This window comes from Mesorhizobium sp. CA14 (assembly GCF_020165195.1).
Taxonomy (GTDB): Bacteria; Pseudomonadota; Alphaproteobacteria; order Rhizobiales; family Rhizobiaceae; genus Mesorhizobium.
The window spans coordinates 103,187-120,190 of the sequence record NZ_JAIUHR010000010.1 but is presented as its reverse complement, the minus strand read 5'-3'; the positions used below and the strand labels follow the sequence as shown (position 1 = coordinate 120,190).

Below are 17,004 nucleotides of genomic sequence, written 5' to 3'. Positions count from 1 at the left end.
GGTTCGAGGAGAGCGCCATGAATGTCGGTGATGCCGCCGAGCGTTCCGGCCTGCCGGCCAAGACCATCCGCTACTATGAGGAGATCGGGCTGATCCGCCCGGCACGGGCTGAGAACGGCTATCGCGATTACTCCGGCGAGGATATCCACCGGCTGGCCTTCCTGCGCCGCGCGCGCAATCTCGGCTTCTCAATCGACGATTGCAGGCAGCTTATGGCGCTCTATCAGGATCGCGACCGCGCCAGCCACGATGTGCGCGAGATCGCCGCCGCCCATGTCAGGGCAATCGAGGAGAAGGTGCGCGAATTGCAGTCGATGCGCTCGACGCTGCAGAAGCTGATCCATGCCTGCCACGGCGATAACCGGCCGGACTGCCCGATCCTGGACGACATGGCGGGAGCGGCGGACCAGGTGTCCGCCTGATAGGACCGGGGTGCCCCCGGCAGGTTACCCGCCGCGATATTGCGTGGGCGAAGCACCGAACCGGATCCGGAACCGCCGGTTGAAATAGGACACGTCGTTGAATCCCGCGGCGAGCGCGATGTCGCTCACCTTCGTGGCGTCGTTGCGGATGTCCGACAGCATGGCGCATGCCTTCTGCAGCCGAAGCTCCAGCACACGCTCGGCAAAGGTGCTGCCGCTTTCGAGCAGAAGCGTGTTGAGATATCGACGCGAAAGCCCCACCGCGCGAGCGACCATTTCGGTCGACAGCGCCGGGTCGGCGAAGCGTGCCTCGATCACCGCCACGGCTTCGCGCAGCCGTGCCGCGCGGAGCCCGCGGCCGGTCGCGATTTCCGCGGCATCGCCCTTGGCCCCCAGCGCCAGCACGATCAGATCGGCCAGTGCGGCCCCGGCCCGCCGCGAGAGCGCCGGCTCCGCATCCAGCTCCTCGGATTGAAGCAGGAAGTCGATGGTACGCTCGAGATGGCGCACGGCGGGGTTTGCCGGATCGAGCCGCGTCACCGGGCGGTCGTCGGCATGCGGCACCATCCTGAGCAACGCGGCGCGAGGGATGGAGGCCAACACCCAGGCGGTCACGCCGTCGGTGAAACTTTGACAGGGCTGAGCGACGTTGTAGGCGATGCCGTTGCCGCGCTGCAGCGACAGATCGCAATCGGCGACCGACCATATCTGCGGCTTGGGGCTGCGGTAGAATCCCACGAAGATATCGTCGCGGTCGTTGGCGACATGCCGGCGCGTGCGCACATAGTACTCGGTCGTGGTCTCGAACAGGCCGACGCGAAGCTCGCCGAGGAAGCGCATCTTCGTCGCCGTCGCGAAACGCTTGTCCTCGGCATGCCTGATCTCGGCGTCGCCAAGCTGCTCCATCCACATGTCGCGCCAGAGGCGAAAGCGATCCTTGTCGCTCAGATACGCTGGCAGGCTGTCCGACGAAAAATCGATCTTCTGCATTGACGGAAATCTGTTTGATTGGCCGCAACCTATCACGACCTTCGCATTTCGGGAGCGGCCAAAGAAGCGGCGGAATCCCTGCCGTCCAATTTCAGGGCCCGCCAGTCCAATCGACGATCATTTGAGCCTCCTGTCGTTGCGCCGGCGCAACATTTCCGGCCGATCCTGCGGCGGGCCTGCCTGTCCAACGCCGGAGCCCGTGCGTCCAAGACGATGGCCGCGAAATCGGCGATGGCTTGCAGGGACAAGATGAACATCGAGGACTTTTGCATGAGACTTTTGTGCGCGGCCGGTATCGTGATCGCAAGCATATTGCCGCGGGCGGCGTCGGCAGCCGACATGGACGCCGCGGCGCAAGCACCGGCCAGGGACTGGAGCGGGTTCTATCTTTCGGCAGGCGGCGGGTTCGGATGGTGGAGCGCTGACCAGCATACGGATTTCGAAGCGCCTCCGTCCGCGCAAACGGACGGCAGCGGCGGATTCGGCACGGTGGGCGGCGGCTTCGACTGGCAGTTCGCACCCTCTTGGGTGGCCGGCGCATTTGCCGACGTTCAGTTCGGCGACGTCAAGGGCAGGATCAAGGCACCCTTCGAGGGATATTCCGGCACCACGAACAACAGGCTGAACTATGCCGCCGGCCTTCGGGTGGGCGCGCTCGCAACGCCGGACGTGCTGATCTATGCTAATGGCGGCTGCAGTCACGCCGAGTTCACAGGGTCCGGTCTGGACCCGACCCCACTCGTCCCCTTGAGCGTTGCCAAACAACACTATGATGGCTGGTTCGTGGGCGGCGGCGTCGAGAATACGCTCGACTTCACCGGCATCTCTTCACCGGGCTGGTTCATGAAAACCGAATACCGCTTCGCCGACTATGGCCGCAGAAGCGCCGGCATGTATGTCGACGCCACCGGTGCCCCGGACGGCGCGATCGCGTTCAAGCCGACGGTGCAGACGCTTTCGTTCTCGCTCGTCTACCGGTTCAACGAGGCGGGAAACCACTTCTGAGAAACCGCTCAGCGCTTCCAGAAATCGCGGTGCGGGGCGAGCATCTCGTCCGCGATTTCGGGAAAGGGGCCGAACACCTCGATCTTCTTCTGGCCGGAGGCGAAGACCGTGCGCGAGGCGAGGTTCATCGTCGGATTCTCCGCGTGATCCCCGGTGAGCGCCAGAAGGCTGGTTTCCTCGACCCCATAGACCAGGCGCCCGATATTCGCCCAGTACATCGTGCCGGCGCACATCGCGCACGGCTCGAAAGTCGAGACCAGCGTGCATTGCCACAGGAACTCCGGCTCATAGGCCGCCGCGGCGCGACGGGCCAACTCGGTCTCGGCGTGGCGCACCGTGTCGAGATTGCCCTGCCGCATCAAAACGCGGTCGTCCGGCCCGACCAGCACGCAGCCGAACGGATGATGCCCATGCGCCGCCGCCTCGCGCGCGACGGCATCGGCGGACCTAAGGTGGGCGAGCATCTGGTCGCGGGTCATGGCGGAAATCCTCTCACGGCGAGATTGCTGCCGGGCATATAATTAGCAAGGGCTAATTCTATCTGAACCAAGGCTCAAGCATCCCACTTGGCTTTGCGCTCCACGCATTTCCGTTTTTTGTGCTATTCTGACGATCGCGCACAATGAGATTGCCGGCCATGGGTTTCCAGGACGACATCGAACGTGTCGAGCAGCACATCCGCGAGATCGAAGAGCGGATCGAGCGCCAGCGCGCGGTCATCACCCAGGCGGAAGAGAACGGCCTGCCGACAGACGGTCCGAGCAACTTCCTGTGGTTCCTGAAAGAGGCATTGAGCCTGAGCCGCGACCACCTGGCCAGGCTTCTGGCGGACGAATTTCGAGCGGGGGATTAGCAGTAGCGGGTCTCGCCGTAGACATCTGCCTTAACCGCTGCCTTTTGCGCCGCCGACCATCGAAGGAACCGATAATCGCCGGCGGCAAAGCCCGTTCCTTCCATGTCGACCCCGCGCGCATGGGCAATGTCACGCCTGTCGTCCGGACCGACATCGCCACGGAAAGCGCGCTCATGACCGACGAGAGTGGTATCTACCGGCGCGCCGGCCAGGATTTCGCCTCGCATGAGTTCGTCACGCATTCCAAGGACGAATACGTTCGCGGCTAGTCTGTGATATGTGGATATGTAGTTGCGGAAGCGCTCAATCTTCTCCTTGTTGTCCGGCATGTCATCCAAGAGCGTGGTGATGAAACCCGGTCGATACCGTTAGGATTGCAGTGCCGTAACCCGAACGCGTGCTTGAGCATCTGGTAGTAGAAGATAGTACTCTTTATCCCGGTGCTCGTCGGTCAGGTTATTTGGTCGGTGGTAATTCTGGGTGAACATAGTTCGAATTTTGATGCGACCTCTCGCCACGAAATCGAAAAACAACCGGATGAATTCAATGTACTTCTCCTGATATTCCTTGGTAACTTTTGTCCACTTCATTTCTCCGAAGATATTCAGTTCTTCTTTTTCTCGCGAAGCACCTTTTCGATAGCCTGCCTCTCCGCAGACTGGATCGACGCGCTTCCGTAAAAATTGGAGAAGTACCGGCCTTTTTTTGAGGATTCATCGCAATAGATTGTATAGTGCCGCTTCGGCATGGATTTGAGCCTAGGTGATGGAAATGCCCGATCAACCTAACAAGCAACTGGAAAAGTTCAAAGAGGCCGCCCGCGAACTCGAAACGGACGACTCCGAAGAGAACTTCGACCGCATGTTGAAAAGGTGGTGAATCGCCACCGCTAAAGGGCGATAAGCCGAAGAAGGATACCAAAGATGGATAAAAGCCCTTATTCGAATGGCGGCGTTGGGGATCAGATCATCCGGGCGGCTATGGTTGCCGTAGCAGTCTTTGCGGCGGTCCGTGTCCATTATGTCTGGTACTGGCAGATCGCAATTCTCGTAGTGCTCACCATCGTTATGAGCGTGGTCTATCCCGCTATTAGAACCCTGATACGCAAGCGTTCTTCTTGAAATATTGCCGCATCACGGATTCGCCAACGGGTCTGTCAAGTATACAATCGCCCGGCCTACAGGGGTTCAAACCGTGAACAAAATCTGGCATGGTGCCTCCCATGCCACTCGTTTCCCCGATTCCCCTCAACCCGTTGATCGACGGCCGCCAGTCCGAGCGCGCCATGCTGGTGCGGCGCGGCGTGCAGCGGCTGCTCACCGAAATGGGCGCGCATGTGCTGCCGGAGCTGTCTTTGGCCACAGGGCGGCGCGCCGATCTCGTGGCGCTGACCAGGCAGGGCGATATCTGGATCATCGAGATCAAATCCTCGATCGAGGATTTCAGGGTCGACCGCAAGTGGCCGGACTACCGGCTGCATTCCGACCGCTTCTTCTTCGCCACCCATCCCGGCGTTCCCCAGGACATCTTCCCCGAGGAATGCGGCTTCATCCTTTCCGACGGCTATGGCGCGGAGATCCTGCGCGACGCGCCCGAGCACCGAATGGCGGCTGCGACGCGCAAGGCGCTGATGCTGCGAATTGCCCGCGCGGGCGCCGCGCGGCTGCTGGCCGCCGAGCTTGCCGGCGTCGCCGTGCCGGCGCTGGATGGCGAGAGCGAGTAGCGTCTGTTCCTCGTCGCACAAGGTGGAAGAGGAAATAGGCGTTGCAGCTGACCTATTCCATTTCCTCGCCCACTCCGCCGCCCGCCGGCGCCGTCAGCAGCACTGCCGCGCCGACCAGCGCCGCGATCAGCGAGCCGGCGAGGATGCCGACCTTCACCGCGTCCTGCAGCGCCGGGTCGCCGGCGAAGGCGAGCAGGCCGATGAACAGGCTCATGGTGAAGCCGATGCCGCAAAGCAGCGAAATGCCCAGCATATGCAGCCAGCCGGCATTGGCCGGCAGGTCGGCGAGGCCGAAGCGGATCGCCAGCGCCGAGGAGCCGAAGACGCCGACCAGCTTGCCGAGAACCAGGCCGGCGGCGACGCCAAGCGTCAGCGGCTCGACCAGTGCAGCAAGGCTCAGGCCGCCGAGCGAGACGCCGGCATTGGCGAAGCCGAAGATCGGGATGACAAGAAACGGCACAAGCTTGTGCAGGCCGCGCTCCAGCCGGTGCAGCGGCGAATGTTCTGTTTCGTGGCTGATGCCGGGCGAACGCTCCAGCGGGATGGTGAGCGCCAGCGCCACGCCGGCGAGCGTCGCATGCACGCCTGACTTGAGCACCAGCACCCACAGCAATGCGCCAAGCAAGAGATAGGGCCAGAGCTTCATCGCTCGCATGCGGTTGAGCACGACGAGCAGCGCGATGACGACGAAGCCAGCCGCGAGGTAGGTGAGCGACAAGCCGCTGGTGTAGAACAGCGCGATGATGATGACGGCGCCGAGATCGTCGATGATGGCCAAAGCGGTGAGGAAGACCTTCAGCGAGGCCGGCACGCGGCTGCCGAGCAGCGAGAGCACGCCGAGCGCGAAGGCGATGTCGGTGGCGGTGGGGATCGCCCAGCCGGAGAGCGCCGCCGCATTGTCGCGGTTGATCAGGACATAGACCAGCGCCGGCACCACCATGCCGCCGGCGGCGGCGATGCCGGGCAGCACGCGGCGCGGCCAGGTCGAGAGCTGTCCGTCCAGCATCTCGCGCTTGATCTCGAGCCCAACCAGCAGGAAGAACACCGCCATCAGCCCGTCATTGATCCAATGCGAGACGCTGAGCGGGCCGAGATAGGCGTGAAGCGCCGCGAAATAGATGCCGGCGAGCGGCGAGTTGGCGACGATCAGCGCAAGGGCTGCGGCCACCATCAGGATGACGCCGCCGGCCGCCTCGCCGTCGAGGAATTCACGAAGAATCGATTTTGGCCGCTCGTCGCGCATGTTTCCTCCGTTGTTTGGTCCGCCCGACGGTGTCCTGTTACCGGATGATGCGCAAGCGTCGCTGGCGAGGCAAGCCAACTAGACCGGTGGTAGCGTCTCAGTTTGAATTTCGGCTGTGGGTAGAGAACGGCCATTTGCCGACCGTCTCAAACGCCATCGCGAAACTTGTCTCACGCCATGGTATACTCAGCAAGCCAACCTGGACTGCGCCCCCATTAGGGGAAATGCCTCGCCGCTGCAGACAAACAAAATGCTGACCTATGGGAGTCGCCAGCCCGCATCAGAATAGAACGACAGGGAGGATGACGTGTCCCTCGACGCCAATGACTTCGATCAAACAGTTGAAAAATACCACCAGGCTCTGGATGAGTTCATGAAAGGAAACTCCGCGCCTGCAAAGGAGCTCTACTCCCAACGAGAGGATGTAACGCTGGGAAATCCCTTTGGCCCTTTCGCGCATGGGTGGAAGCAGGTCGCTGAGACGATGGAGCGAGCCGCGTCGAATTACAGGGACGGTGACGCTACGGCCTTCGAGAACATAGCGAAGTGTGTGACGTCTGAGCTGGCATACCTGGTCGAAGTAGAACGGCTCAGGTCCAAGGTTGGCGGTCGGAGCGACGTCGCGCCTTTGGCGTTACGCGTGACGAGCGTCTTTCGCCCAGAAGATGGTCTTTGGAAGATTGTGCACCGTCATGCCGATCCGATAACGACGGCTCAGCTGGCCGATTCGGTACTCCGCCGATAGACGCGGTTTGTAAGGGTCGACGCGTTTGCGCCAGCCTTGCGAGCCGAAATTCAAAATTGAGACAATGGCAGACCGGTTCATCGTTTCACGGAAACGGAAAACCGTTTCGCGCTTTTCCTGGGATTGCGTCAGCGCGGCGCGCGCTTTGCCAGTATGCGCTGCAGGGTCCGGCGGTGCATATTGAGGCGGCGCGCCGTCTCGGAGACGTTGCGGTCGCACATTTCGTAGACGCGCTGGATGTGCTCCCAGCGGACGCGGTCGGCCGACATCGGGTTCTCCGGGGGCGCCGCGCGTTCGCCTGAGGTGCGGGTGAGCGCGGCGAAGACGTCGTCGGCATCGGCGGGCTTCGACAGGTAATCGACAGCGCCGAGCTTAACCGCCGTCACCGCGGTGGCGATGTTGCCGTAGCCGGTCAGGATGATGGCGCGGGCGTCGTCGCGCTTCTCGCGGATGACTGCCACGACATCGAGGCCGTTGCCGTCGCCGAGTCGCATGTCGACAACCGCATAGGCCGGCGGATGGGCGCGCGCCTTTGCGACCGCCTCTTCCACGCTCTCCGCCGTCTCAACCACAAAACCCCGGGTCTCCATGGCCCGGGCAAGCCGGGTGAGGAACGGCTTGTCGTCCTCGACGATGAGCAAAGAGGTGTCCTCGCCCTCGACCATTGCGCCCGTCGTTTCGTCACCGTTCATCTTATCGGCATCCTACCGATCCAAAGCGCGCCGCGCCGAGACCCATTCTGGCGAAGGCCCTTCAAATCCTTGTTTCCGGGCATGTCGACTTCCTGAAATCGCTGCACAGTTTTGGGCGACATGCCTCACTTTTACGCAGATACAGTCCTGCAAGGGCAATGTCCAATTTTTAGAGCCGGCAACAGAGCTGCCATGCAGTTGGTGCAGGGCTTACGCGCTGTCCAACCAGGTTTACGCATTGTCGAACATGGTGGCCGAGGCCTGTTCTTGGTTGAGGAAGAGGTTGCGCGGCCAGGAGATCTGCACCACCGCGCCTTCGCCGAGCCCGCTCGAATTGCGGAAATCGATGGTGGCGCCGGAACGCTCCAGCAAGGTCTTGGCGATGAACAGCCCGAGCCCCAGGCCGCCGCCGGCTTCCGTGCCCTGGCGCGTCGACATATAGGGCTCGCCGATGCGGTCGATGATCTCGGCGGGGAATCCCGGCCCGTCGTCGGTGATTGAGAAGATGACCTTCTCATTGTCCCAGCTCCAGCTGACGGTGACGGCGTCGCGGGCGAAATCGACGGCATTCTCGACCAGATTGCCGAGCCCGTAAATGACGCCGGGGCTGCGCTGGCCAACCGGCTCGGGACCGATGCGCTCGCCGGGCCGCAGCCGGATCGAGATGCCGAAATCGCGATGCGGCGCAGTCACCTCCTCGACCAGCGAGGTGAGCGGCATGCGCGACAGATGCGCTTCGCCTTCCGAGGAAAGGCTGGTCAGCCGCTTCAGGATCTCGCGGCAACGCTCGCTTTGCGAGCGCAAGAGCTTCACGTCCTCGCCATATTTCGGATCCTTGCCGAGCGCCTTTTCCATCTCCTTGGCAACCACGGTGATGGTGGCCAAAGGCGTGCCCAGCTCGTGCGCGGCCGCCGCCGCCAGCCCGTCCAGCGCCGAAAGATGTTGCTCGCGCTGCAGCACCAGTTCGGTGGCGGCCAGCGCATTGGCGAGCAGGCGCGCTTCCGCGGCGACGCGGAAGGCATAGATGGCGGTGAAAGCGATCGAGGCAAACACAGCCATCCACATGCCGGCGACATAGATGAAGGGCATCGGCAGCGGCGAGCCCTCATACCAGGGCAGCGGCAAATGGAAGAACACCAGAAGCGTGGCCGCCAATATGACCAACGCGCCAAGGATGGCCGTGAACCGCAGCGGCAGCGAAGCGGCGGAGATGACGACCGGCACCGACAGCAGCACGCAAAACGGATTGGTCAGGCCGCCCGTCATGTAGAGCAGGCCGGTGAGCTGGACGCCGTCGAAGGTGAGGATCACGAAGGCCGAAAGCGGGGTGAGCCGATGCGCCGCCGGATAGCGGAAGGTGAGCCACAGATTCATCCAGGCCGAGCAGGCGATCAGCGCGAAGCACATCGACACCGGAAGCGGGAATTTCAGGCCATAGGCGACGACCAGCACAGTCAGGCTCTGCCCGACGATAGCCAGCCAGCGCAAACGGATCAGCGTGTTGAGCCGCAGCCGCTGGCTTTGCTGGGAATCGGGCGCGCGCAGGATGTTGGTCATTGCCAAGGATTACAGCCGCAGGAGCGGAAACGATAGAGCATCGTCAGGTTCCGCGCGGTTTGGCCCGGCTGGTGGCGGCGGCCAGCAGCGGGTTTTCCGGCCAGACATGTTTTGGATAGCGGCCCCGCATGTCGGCGCGCACGTCCGCCCAGGAGCCTCGCCAGAAGCCGGGGAGATCGCGCGTCGTCTGGATCGGCCGGTGCGCCGGCGACAGCAATTCGAGAGTCAGCGGAACGGTTCCGTTTGCGATCGCCGGATGACGGTCGAGGCCGAACAGTTCCTGCACGCGGATCGAAAGCACCGGCCACTCGCCATCATAGCGGATCGGCACGTGGCTGCCGGACGGCGCGTCGAAATGGGTCGGCGCCAGCACGTCGATCTTGCGCTGCAGGTCGTGCGGGACGAGCGCCATCAGCGCCGACGACAGCGTCGCCGGCTTGATGGCGGCGAAGGAGGCATCGCCGGAGAGAAACGGCAGGAGCCAATCATCGAGGCCCTCGATAAGCGCTTCGTCCGAAACGTCGGGCCAAGGTGCTCCGAGGCCGCGACGCAGCCAGCCGAGCCGCTGGCGCAGCGCCTCCGCTTCCTTGCCCCAGTCGAGCAGAGACAGGCCGTGCTCTTTCAGAGCGTCGAGAATGGCGCGCTCTGCATCGGCGCCTGACGGCGCCGGCAACATGCGCTCGGACAGCGTGATGGCGCCGAGCCTGGCGGTCTCGCGCATGCGCAAGGCGCGGCGCTCACGGTCGAAGGTGGCCTCGCGCTTCGTCTCGATGCGATCGGCAAGGGCGGCGCGGATATCGGCTTCGCCGACCGGCGCGGCGGCGGTGATGCGGGCGTTCTGCGCCTTGCCCTGCAGGTCGGCGACCACCAGCCAGGTTTCATTGGCGAGCGGATCAGCGGCATCGACCATGGCGCCCGAACCATTGGCGAGCACGAAGCGGCCGCGCTCGCCGCGCGCCCTTGCCACGCGATCCGGCCAGGCATGGATCAGGAGGGCGCCTGCAGAGGCTGCCTCGCCGCTCTGGCCGCCGGCCTGTCTGGCGAAACGCTCGGCGAGTTGCCTGGCGGCGTTGGCGCGGGGGGATTTCTCGCCGCGAAACCGGATCAGACGCCGCTCCAGATCGGCGCTGTCGCCGCCCAGCCCACGCTCGGTCAAGAGCACGGCAAGCGTAGCCGCTTCCCGTGCATGGCCCGTCTTCGCCGCTTCGGCCACCATATGCGCCAGCCGCACCGGCAGCGCCAGCTTGCGCATGGCGGCGCCCGCCTCGGTCAACCTGCCGGCATCGTCGACGGCATGCAGCGCCTTGAGCAGCACCCTCGCCTCGTTGAGAGCGGGCGCCGGCGGCGGATCGAGGAACGAAAGGCTCGACGGATCGGCGACGCCGAAGGCGGCACAGTCGAGCAGCAGGCCGGACAGATCGGCCTCGAGGATTTCGGGCGGCGTGAAGGCGGGAAGCGACGCGGTCTGCTCGGCTCGCCACAGACGCACCGCCACGCCGGCTTGAGTGCGGCCGGCGCGGCCGGCGCGCTGGTCGGCCGAAGCCTTGCTGACACGCACCGTCTCAAGCCTGGTCAGGCCGCTCGCCGGCTCATAGCGCGGCAGCCGCGACAGGCCGGAATCGATGACGACACGCACGCCGTCGATGGTGATCGAGGTCTCGGCGATCGAGGTCGCCAGCACCACCTTGCGGCGGCCGGCCGGCGCCGGCCTGATCGCCTGATCCTGCATCCGGTTGTCGAGCTGGCCGTAGAGCGGAACGATGTCGGTGTCGGCGGCGACATTGCCCTGCAGCCGCTCGGCGGTGCGCTCGATCTCGCGCTGTCCGGGCAGGAAGGCGAGCACGCTGCCCTGCTCGCCGGCCAAGGCCGCGCGCACGGCCTTGGCCATGCCGTCCTCGATCGCCGTGCCGGGCGGCCGCTCGTCGTAGCGGATCTCGACCGGATAGGCGCGGCCTTCGCTTTCGATCACCGGCGCCTCCGACAAAAGCTTCGCCACGCGCGCGCCGTCGAGCGTCGCCGACATGACCAGCAGACGCAGGTCCGGCCGCAACGCGCCCTGCACATCGAGCGCCAGCGCCAGGCCGAAATCGCCGTCGAGCGAACGCTCGTGGAATTCGTCGAAGATCATCGCCGAGACGCCGGGCAGCTCCGGATCGTCGAGGATCATGCGCGAGAGCACGCCTTCGGTGACGACCAGGATCCTTGTTCGCGCCGAGGTGCGGTTCTCCATGCGCATGGCGTGGCCCACCGTGCCGCCGGGCTCCTCACCCAGCAGTTCGGCCATGCGGCGTGCGGCGGCGCGGGCGGCGAGCCGCCGGGGCTCGAGCAGCACGATCCGGCCCTCGCCGAGCCAAGGCGCGTCGAGCAGCGCCAGCGGCACTAGCGTCGTCTTGCCGGCGCCGGGTGGCGCCACCAGCACGACGCTGTTGCGCCGCGAGAGCGCTTCGCCGAGTGCCGGCAGCACGGCTGTGACCGGAAGCTCCGGCAAGGGTCTCGTCGTCATTTTGCCCGCATATCAGCGGTCGCGGTCGCCGTGCAACGTGTCGGGCCCATGCCGGTCAAAGCCGGGCACGCGTGAACGGGTTCCAGCGCACGGTGCCAAGCCGCACTTCCTCGCGCACCATGGTGAGGAGGCCTGAGGCGCCGACGACTGCAAGGCCGACCAGCGTCATGGCGTCGGGATATTCCCTGAAGAACATCGCGCCGAGGATGACCGCCCAGACGATCTGCGAATAATGCGTCGGGGCGATGCGATTGGCCGGCGCGTATTTGGCCGCCAGGAGATGCAGCAATTGGCCGCCGGCGGTGAACAGGCCGCCCAGGACCAGCCAGCCCAGTTGCCACAGATTGGGAAGCGTAAATGACGTCGCGACCGCGCCGGCCCCGTTGAAGAGCAGGCCATAGCCGATCAGCGAGCCCAACATGGTCGTGCGCTTTTCCTGCTGGGCAAGCGAGCGCATCAGGATGACGATGGTTGCCGCGACGAAGGCGTTGGCGAAGGCGGCGAGATGGCCAAGATGCAATTCGCGGAAGCCCGGCCGCACCACCAGCATGACACCGGCGAAGCCCGCGATCACGGCAAGCCATCGCCAAGGACCGACCTCCTCCTTCAGGATGACGGTCGAAAGCACGGTGACGAGCAACGGGGCGAGGAAGAGCAGCGCGTAAACCTCCGCCAGCGGAATGGTGGTGAAGGCATAGACGCTGAGCACGCCCGAGGCGATGCCGGCCCAGGCGCGTGCCTGTACGGCCCAGGGTCGCTTGGTGCGCCAGAAATCGCGCCAGCGCTCCTCCTTCGGCCGGGTGAAGAAGAGGAAACAGCCGGCAAACAATGTCATGAAAAAGCCGATCTCGAAGACGGTGAACTGCCCGCCCAGCCCCTTGATGACGGCGTCGCTGAACGAATAGTTTGCGTAAGCGAGAAGGGCGAGCAGGATTCCGTTCGGCACGATTCCATTTCCGGGAGAAAGACGTGAAGATACTGGCGCTGGGGGCACATCCCGACGATATCGAGATATTCATGTTCGGTACGCTGGCCGCCTATGCCGCGCAAGGCGCAGAACTGACTTTCGCCATAGCCACGGACGGCGCCAGGGGCGGCACAGGCGACCCGGCAGCGCTTGCCCGCTTGCGGCGCAAGGAAGCGACCACGGCGGCGGGCCTGCTCGGCGTCGAGCCGCGCTTCCTCGACTTTCCCGACGGGGAGCTCATCGCCGATGCCGCGTTCATTGCGGCGCTGAAGGCGCTGATCGGCGAGGTGAAGCCCGACCTCGCCATCACCCATGCGCCCTCCGATTATCATGGCGACCACCGCGCCCTGTCCGACGGCGTGCGGCTCGCCGCATCCTTCGCGGTGCCGGTGCTGCATGCCGACACGCTCGGCGGCACCGGTTTTTCGCCGACCCATTATGTCGAGATCTCGCATCATTGGGACATCAAGGCGAAAGCGATCCTCGCGCACCGGTCGCAAGGTCCGGAGCACTATGTGCACAGGGCGCGCCTCCAGAACGAGTTTCGCGCCGGACAGTGCAACGGCGCCTCCGGCGCACTAGCCGAGGCCTTCCGCTTCGAGCCGACCTTCCCCTTCGCCGACATACGAGCGCTCCTGCCGCCGGCGCCGCCGATCCGGCCGCTGACGACAACTCCGGGCCCCGCCAACGCGGCCAGCTAACGTCAGCAGGACCCAGGTTCGGGGATCATTTCCCAACGATTTCAATGACGCGCTTCGCCATGCTGCGACGCAGCAACGAATTCGCTTGCGTTGTTTAGTAAAAAGAGCATCACTAAACAAATTACTAAACATCGCGGCGCGCATCGCCCGCCATGTTTGGGCCCTCGGAGGAGCGAGGGTTGAGGGCTCTTGAAACCGTCATCCGGACGCGTTTCGCAAATGGGAGGTAGGCATGAAATCGATCTTGAAACTGGCGTTGGGACTGGCTTCGGCGATCTTTGCGTCGACAGCCGTCTCGAACGTCGCGCATGCGGAAGACCTGACGCTGTGCTGGGCGGCTTGGGATCCGGCCAACGCGCTCGTGGAACTGTCCAAGGACTTCACCAAGCAAACCGGCATCGGCATGAAATTCGAGTTCGTGCCGTGGACCAATTATGCCGATCGCTTCCTCAACGAGCTCAACTCGCACGGCAAGCTCTGCGACCTGATCATCGGCGACAGCCAGTGGATCGGCGGCGCCGCCGAGAACGGCCATTACGTCAAGCTGAACGACTTCTTCGACAAGGAGAAGATCAGCATGGACGACTTCGTGCCGGCGACCGTGGTCGGCTATTCCGAATGGCCGAAGAACACGCCGAACTACTGGGCGCTGCCGGCCATGGGCGACGTCGTCGGCTGGACCTATCGCAAGGACTGGTTCTCGCGGCCTGAGCTGCAGAAGGAATTCAAGGAGAAGTACGGCTGGGACCTCGCCCCGCCCAAGACCTATGACCAGTTGATGCAGATTGCCGAATTCTTCCAAAAGCGGCAGATCGACGGCAAGACGGTCTACGGCGCCTCGATCTATACCGAGCGCGGCTCGGAAGGCATCACCATGGGCGTCACCAACGTCGTTTACGACTATGGCTTCGACTATCAGAATCCAAAGAAGGCCTACGAAATGCAGGGCTTCGTCAACTCTGCGGACGCGGCCAAGGGCCTCGAATTCTACAAGAAGCTGTATGATTGCTGCACACCTCCCGGGTCGTCGAACGTCTACATGGGCGAATCGGCCGACGCCTTCAAATCGGGCCAGGTTGCCCTGCATATGAACTTCGCCTTCACTTGGCCCGGTCTCTACAAGGACGAGAAAGTAGGCGGCGACAAGATCGGCTTCTTCGCCAACCCCGCCGGCCCGAAGGGGCATTTCGCCCAGCTCGGCGGCCAGGGCATTTCCGTGGTCTCCTATTCCGACAAGCAGGAATCGGCGCTGAAATACATCAAGTGGTTCGCCAACAAGGACGTGCAGGCCAAATGGTGGGCGCTGGGCGGCTACTCCTGTCTCAATGCGGTGGTCAACGACCCCAAGTTCCCGGCCAGCCAACCCTACGCGTCGACCTTCCTTGAATCTATGGCGATCGTGAAGGATTTCTGGGCCGAGCCGAGCTACGCCACGCTTTTGCAGGCGATGCAGAAGCGCGTTCATGACTACGTGGTGGCCGATAAGGGTACCGCGCAGGAAGCGCTCGATAGTCTGGTCAAGGACTGGACGCAGACCTTCCAGGACGACGGCAAGATGTAGGCTCCTCCCGAGCCGGACCGCAGCGTCCCGTGCCACCCTTGGCACGGGACGCAGTTCAGATAAATTCCATCGTCGAGACTTACCCGTGACCGAAGCAGGACTTACCATGCTCGATCGGACTGCGGACAACGTTGCCCGGGCCACACCGGAGCCGTTGGCCAGGAAGATCCGGGGCATCAGCGACAAGGGCCTCGCCTGGCTGTTCATCTCGCCGACGATCCTTTTGCTGTTGGCCGTCAACATCTTCCCGCTGTTCTGGGCGATCTATCTCTCCTTCACCAATTACCGCGCCAACCGTCCCAACGAGGTGGTGAAGAATCTGGGGCTCGCGAATTACCAGCGCATTCTCGGCGACCAGGACATCTGGATCGCCATGCAGACGACGGCGCATTTCGTGTTCTGGACGATCCTTCTGCAGACGGTGATCGGCTTCACGCTAGCCTGGCTGATCGACCGAAAATTCCGCGGCCACGCCTTCTGGACCACCATCATCCTGGTGCCGATGATGCTGTCGCCGGCGGTGGTCGGCAATTTCTGGCGCTTCCTCTACGAGCCGCAGATCGGCCTGTTCTCCTACGTCGTTTCCTTCGTCACCGGCATTCCGCCGACGAATGTGCAGATGCTGTCCAATGTCGAGCTGGCGCCATGGGCGATCATCATCGTCGACACCTGGATGTGGACGCCTTACGTGATGCTGATCTGCCTCGCCGGGCTGCGCTCGATCCCCGAATACATCTATGAAGCGGCCGAGGTCGACCGCGCCTCCAACTGGCGGCAGTTCTGGTCGATCACGCTGCCGATGGCGCTGCCCTTCATCATGCTGGCGGTGCTGTTTCGCGGCATCGAGAACTTCAAGATGTTCGACATGGTCAACCTGCTCACCGGCGGCGGACCCGGCTCGACCACGGAGGTCGCCTCGATCACGCTGAAGCGGCAGGCTTTCGAGAGCTGGCGCACCGGCTATTCGTCGGCCTTCGCCATCATCCTGTTCGTCGCGGTGTTCGGGCTGGCCAACATCTACGTCAAGGCGCTCAACAAGGTGAAGCAGAGATGAGCCTGACCACCGCCCATTCCGTCGTCGCGCCCTCGTCGAACGCGAAGCTGATCGCCGGCACGATCATCATAGCCTATGCGCTGATCTCGATCGTGCCGCTGCTCTGGATCTTCGCCACCAGCTTCAAGACGCCGCCGGATTCGATCGCCTATCCGCCCAAGATCGTCTTCCAGCCGAGCATCGAGGGCTATTGCAACCTGTTCACGACACGCACAAGGCAGACGCCGGAATACATCAACTCGCTCGGACCGGCGACGGGCTTCTGCGACGAGACCGTGCGCAAGCGCAACATGGTGATCGCCGGGCCGTCGAATTTCCTGCCGCGTTTCGTCAACTCGCTGATCATCGCCTTCGGCTCGACCTTCTGCGCGGTGTTCCTCGGCACGCTCTCGGCCTATGGCTTCTCGCGCTTCCAGGTGCCTTTGGCCGACGACCTTCTGTTCTTCATCCTGTCGACGCGCTTCATGCCGCCGATCGCGGTGGCGATCCCGATCTACCTGATGTATCGCGAGCTCGGCCTGTCCGACACCGCGCTCGGCATGATCCTGCTCTACACCGCGGTCAACGTTTCGCTGGCTGTGTGGCTCTTGAAAGGCTTCATCGACGAGATCCCACGCGAGTATGAAGAGGCCGCGATGATCGACGGCTACACGCGGCTGCAGGCCTTCTGGCGCACCGTGCTGCCGCAGGCCACGACCGGCATCGCCGCGACCGCCATCTTCTGCCTGATCTTTGCCTGGAACGAATATGCGTTCGCGGCGCTGCTCACTTCCGGCAGCGCGCAGACCGCGCCGCCCTTCATCCCGACCATCATCGGCGAGGGCGGCCAGGACTGGCCGGCGGTGGCAGCCGGCACGACCATCTTTCTGGTGCCGATCCTCGTCTTCACCATCCTGCTCCGCAAGCAGCTCTTGCGCGGCATCACCTTCGGCGCGGTGCGCAAATGATTAGTGTGGGAATAAGTCGACCCCCACTCCGTCGAGCTTCG

Annotated in this window: 18 protein-coding genes; 10 read left to right on the top strand and 8 right to left on the bottom strand. The window is 63.6% G+C overall.

What is annotated here, in order from left to right:
* Positions 1 to 17 precede the first annotated feature (17 nt).
* Positions 18 to 422 carry a Cu(I)-responsive transcriptional regulator gene (gene cueR, locus LB565_RS13745; RefSeq protein ID WP_224584810.1) on the top strand — a complete coding sequence of 135 codons (405 nt, stop codon included), beginning with the start codon at positions 18 to 20 and terminating at the stop codon, positions 420 to 422.
* Positions 423 to 446: 24 nt separating this feature from the next.
* On the opposite strand, the gene LB565_RS13740 is transcribed toward cueR, so the two are convergent.
* Positions 447 to 1,412 (bottom strand): helix-turn-helix domain-containing protein, encoded by a 966-nt coding sequence (locus LB565_RS13740; RefSeq protein ID WP_224584741.1) that lies wholly within the window; start codon positions 1,410 to 1,412, stop codon positions 447 to 449.
* A gap of 18 nt (positions 1,413 to 1,430) precedes the next feature.
* Between LB565_RS13740 and LB565_RS13735 the strand changes: the two genes are divergently transcribed.
* Positions 1,431 to 2,417: an outer membrane protein gene (locus tag LB565_RS13735; protein ID WP_224584740.1), complete on the top strand. Its 987-nt coding sequence runs from the start codon at positions 1,431 to 1,433 to the stop codon at positions 2,415 to 2,417.
* An 8-nt stretch (positions 2,418 to 2,425) separates the two neighbouring features.
* Here the strand turns inward: LB565_RS13735 and LB565_RS13730 are convergent, their stop codons facing one another.
* Positions 2,426 to 2,896 carry a nucleoside deaminase gene (locus LB565_RS13730; RefSeq protein ID WP_224584738.1) on the bottom strand — a complete coding sequence of 157 codons (471 nt, stop codon included), beginning with the start codon at positions 2,894 to 2,896 and terminating at the stop codon, positions 2,426 to 2,428.
* Between the two features lie 158 nt (positions 2,897 to 3,054).
* Here LB565_RS13730 and LB565_RS13725 point away from each other — a divergent pair, with 158 nt between their 5' ends.
* A complete protein-coding gene (locus LB565_RS13725; RefSeq protein ID WP_224584736.1) occupies positions 3,055 to 3,270 on the top strand; it encodes a hypothetical protein in 216 nt (71 codons plus the stop codon).
* On the opposite strand, the gene LB565_RS13720 is transcribed toward LB565_RS13725, so the two are convergent.
* Positions 3,267 to 3,599 carry a hypothetical protein gene (locus LB565_RS13720; protein WP_224584734.1) on the bottom strand — a complete coding sequence of 111 codons (333 nt, stop codon included), beginning with the start codon at positions 3,597 to 3,599 and terminating at the stop codon, positions 3,267 to 3,269. The genes LB565_RS13725 and LB565_RS13720 overlap by 4 nt on opposite strands.
* A gap of 594 nt (positions 3,600 to 4,193) precedes the next feature.
* Here LB565_RS13720 and LB565_RS13715 point away from each other — a divergent pair.
* Both LB565_RS13715 and LB565_RS13710 read left to right on the top strand, forming a co-directional pair.
* Positions 4,194 to 4,391 (top strand): hypothetical protein, encoded by a 198-nt coding sequence (locus LB565_RS13715; RefSeq protein WP_224584732.1) that lies wholly within the window; start codon positions 4,194 to 4,196, stop codon positions 4,389 to 4,391.
* 101 nt (positions 4,392 to 4,492) lie between these two features.
* Entirely contained in the window at positions 4,493 to 4,993 is a 501-nt protein-coding gene (locus tag LB565_RS13710) for an MmcB family DNA repair protein (RefSeq protein WP_181164855.1), read from the top strand.
* Positions 4,994 to 5,045: 52 nt separating this feature from the next.
* Here the strand turns inward: LB565_RS13710 and nhaA are convergent, their stop codons facing one another.
* Positions 5,046 to 6,236 (bottom strand): Na+/H+ antiporter NhaA, encoded by a 1,191-nt coding sequence (gene nhaA, locus LB565_RS13705; RefSeq protein WP_224584729.1) that lies wholly within the window; start codon positions 6,234 to 6,236, stop codon positions 5,046 to 5,048.
* 307 nt (positions 6,237 to 6,543) lie between these two features.
* On the opposite strand from nhaA, the gene LB565_RS13700 reads away from it, so the two are divergent.
* The gene (locus tag LB565_RS13700) at positions 6,544 to 6,981 is read left to right on the top strand and encodes a YybH family protein (protein WP_224584727.1); all 438 of its coding nucleotides are present in this window, start codon (positions 6,544 to 6,546) and stop codon (positions 6,979 to 6,981) included.
* Positions 6,982 to 7,109: 128 nt separating this feature from the next.
* On the opposite strand, the gene LB565_RS13695 is transcribed toward LB565_RS13700, so the two are convergent.
* The 4 genes from LB565_RS13695 to LB565_RS13680 form a co-directional block, all read right to left on the bottom strand.
* Positions 7,110 to 7,673, bottom strand: coding sequence for an ActR/PrrA/RegA family redox response regulator transcription factor (locus tag LB565_RS13695; protein WP_224584725.1), 564 nt, complete (start codon positions 7,671 to 7,673; stop codon positions 7,110 to 7,112).
* Positions 7,674 to 7,904: 231 nt separating this feature from the next.
* Entirely contained in the window at positions 7,905 to 9,230 is a 1,326-nt protein-coding gene (locus LB565_RS13690; RefSeq protein WP_224584809.1) for an ActS/PrrB/RegB family redox-sensitive histidine kinase, read from the bottom strand.
* 43 nt (positions 9,231 to 9,273) lie between these two features.
* Positions 9,274 to 11,733 (bottom strand): ATP-dependent helicase HrpB, encoded by a 2,460-nt coding sequence (gene hrpB, locus LB565_RS13685; RefSeq protein ID WP_224584724.1) that lies wholly within the window; start codon positions 11,731 to 11,733, stop codon positions 9,274 to 9,276.
* A 55-nt stretch (positions 11,734 to 11,788) separates the two neighbouring features.
* Positions 11,789 to 12,679: a DMT family transporter gene (locus LB565_RS13680; protein ID WP_224584723.1), complete on the bottom strand. Its 891-nt coding sequence runs from the start codon at positions 12,677 to 12,679 to the stop codon at positions 11,789 to 11,791.
* 23 nt (positions 12,680 to 12,702) lie between these two features.
* On the opposite strand from LB565_RS13680, the gene LB565_RS13675 reads away from it, so the two are divergent.
* The 4 genes from LB565_RS13675 (at position 12,703) to LB565_RS13660 (ending at position 16,963) form a co-directional block, all read left to right on the top strand.
* Positions 12,703 to 13,401 (top strand): PIG-L deacetylase family protein, encoded by a 699-nt coding sequence (locus tag LB565_RS13675; RefSeq protein WP_224584721.1) that lies wholly within the window; start codon positions 12,703 to 12,705, stop codon positions 13,399 to 13,401.
* Between the two features lie 232 nt (positions 13,402 to 13,633).
* The gene (locus LB565_RS13670) at positions 13,634 to 14,962 is read left to right on the top strand and encodes an ABC transporter substrate-binding protein (RefSeq protein WP_224584720.1); all 1,329 of its coding nucleotides are present in this window, start codon (positions 13,634 to 13,636) and stop codon (positions 14,960 to 14,962) included.
* 106 nt (positions 14,963 to 15,068) lie between these two features.
* Positions 15,069 to 16,016 (top strand): carbohydrate ABC transporter permease, encoded by a 948-nt coding sequence (locus LB565_RS13665; RefSeq protein WP_224584808.1) that lies wholly within the window; start codon positions 15,069 to 15,071, stop codon positions 16,014 to 16,016.
* Positions 16,013 to 16,963, top strand: a complete 951-nt coding sequence (locus LB565_RS13660) for a carbohydrate ABC transporter permease (protein WP_224584717.1) — start codon at positions 16,013 to 16,015, stop codon at positions 16,961 to 16,963. Before LB565_RS13665 ends, LB565_RS13660 begins: the two co-directional genes overlap by 4 nt.
* Positions 16,964 to 17,004: the final 41 nt, after the last annotated feature.

Coding starts and splice junctions, on each gene's coding strand:
- cueR (WP_224584810.1), top strand. CDS start 18: ATGAATGTCGGTGATGCCGCCGAGCGTTCCGGCCTGCCGGCCAAGACC.
- LB565_RS13740 (WP_224584741.1), bottom strand. CDS start 1,412: ATGCAGAAGATCGATTTTTCGTCGGACAGCCTGCCAGCGTATCTGAGC.
- LB565_RS13730 (WP_224584738.1), bottom strand. CDS start 2,896: ATGACCCGCGACCAGATGCTCGCCCACCTTAGGTCCGCCGATGCCGTC.
- LB565_RS13725 (WP_224584736.1), top strand. CDS start 3,055: ATGGGTTTCCAGGACGACATCGAACGTGTCGAGCAGCACATCCGCGAG.
- LB565_RS13720 (WP_224584734.1), bottom strand. CDS start 3,599: ATGCCGGACAACAAGGAGAAGATTGAGCGCTTCCGCAACTACATATCC.
- LB565_RS13715 (WP_224584732.1), top strand. CDS start 4,194: ATGGATAAAAGCCCTTATTCGAATGGCGGCGTTGGGGATCAGATCATC.
- LB565_RS13710 (WP_181164855.1), top strand. CDS start 4,493: ATGCCACTCGTTTCCCCGATTCCCCTCAACCCGTTGATCGACGGCCGC.
- nhaA (WP_224584729.1), bottom strand. CDS start 6,236: ATGCGCGACGAGCGGCCAAAATCGATTCTTCGTGAATTCCTCGACGGC.
- LB565_RS13695 (WP_224584725.1), bottom strand. CDS start 7,673: ATGAACGGTGACGAAACGACGGGCGCAATGGTCGAGGGCGAGGACACC.
- LB565_RS13690 (WP_224584809.1), bottom strand. CDS start 9,230: ATGACCAACATCCTGCGCGCGCCCGATTCCCAGCAAAGCCAGCGGCTG.
- hrpB (WP_224584724.1), bottom strand. CDS start 11,733: ATGACGACGAGACCCTTGCCGGAGCTTCCGGTCACAGCCGTGCTGCCG.
- LB565_RS13670 (WP_224584720.1), top strand. CDS start 13,634: ATGAAATCGATCTTGAAACTGGCGTTGGGACTGGCTTCGGCGATCTTT.
- LB565_RS13665 (WP_224584808.1), top strand. CDS start 15,069: ATGCTCGATCGGACTGCGGACAACGTTGCCCGGGCCACACCGGAGCCG.
- LB565_RS13660 (WP_224584717.1), top strand. CDS start 16,013: ATGAGCCTGACCACCGCCCATTCCGTCGTCGCGCCCTCGTCGAACGCG.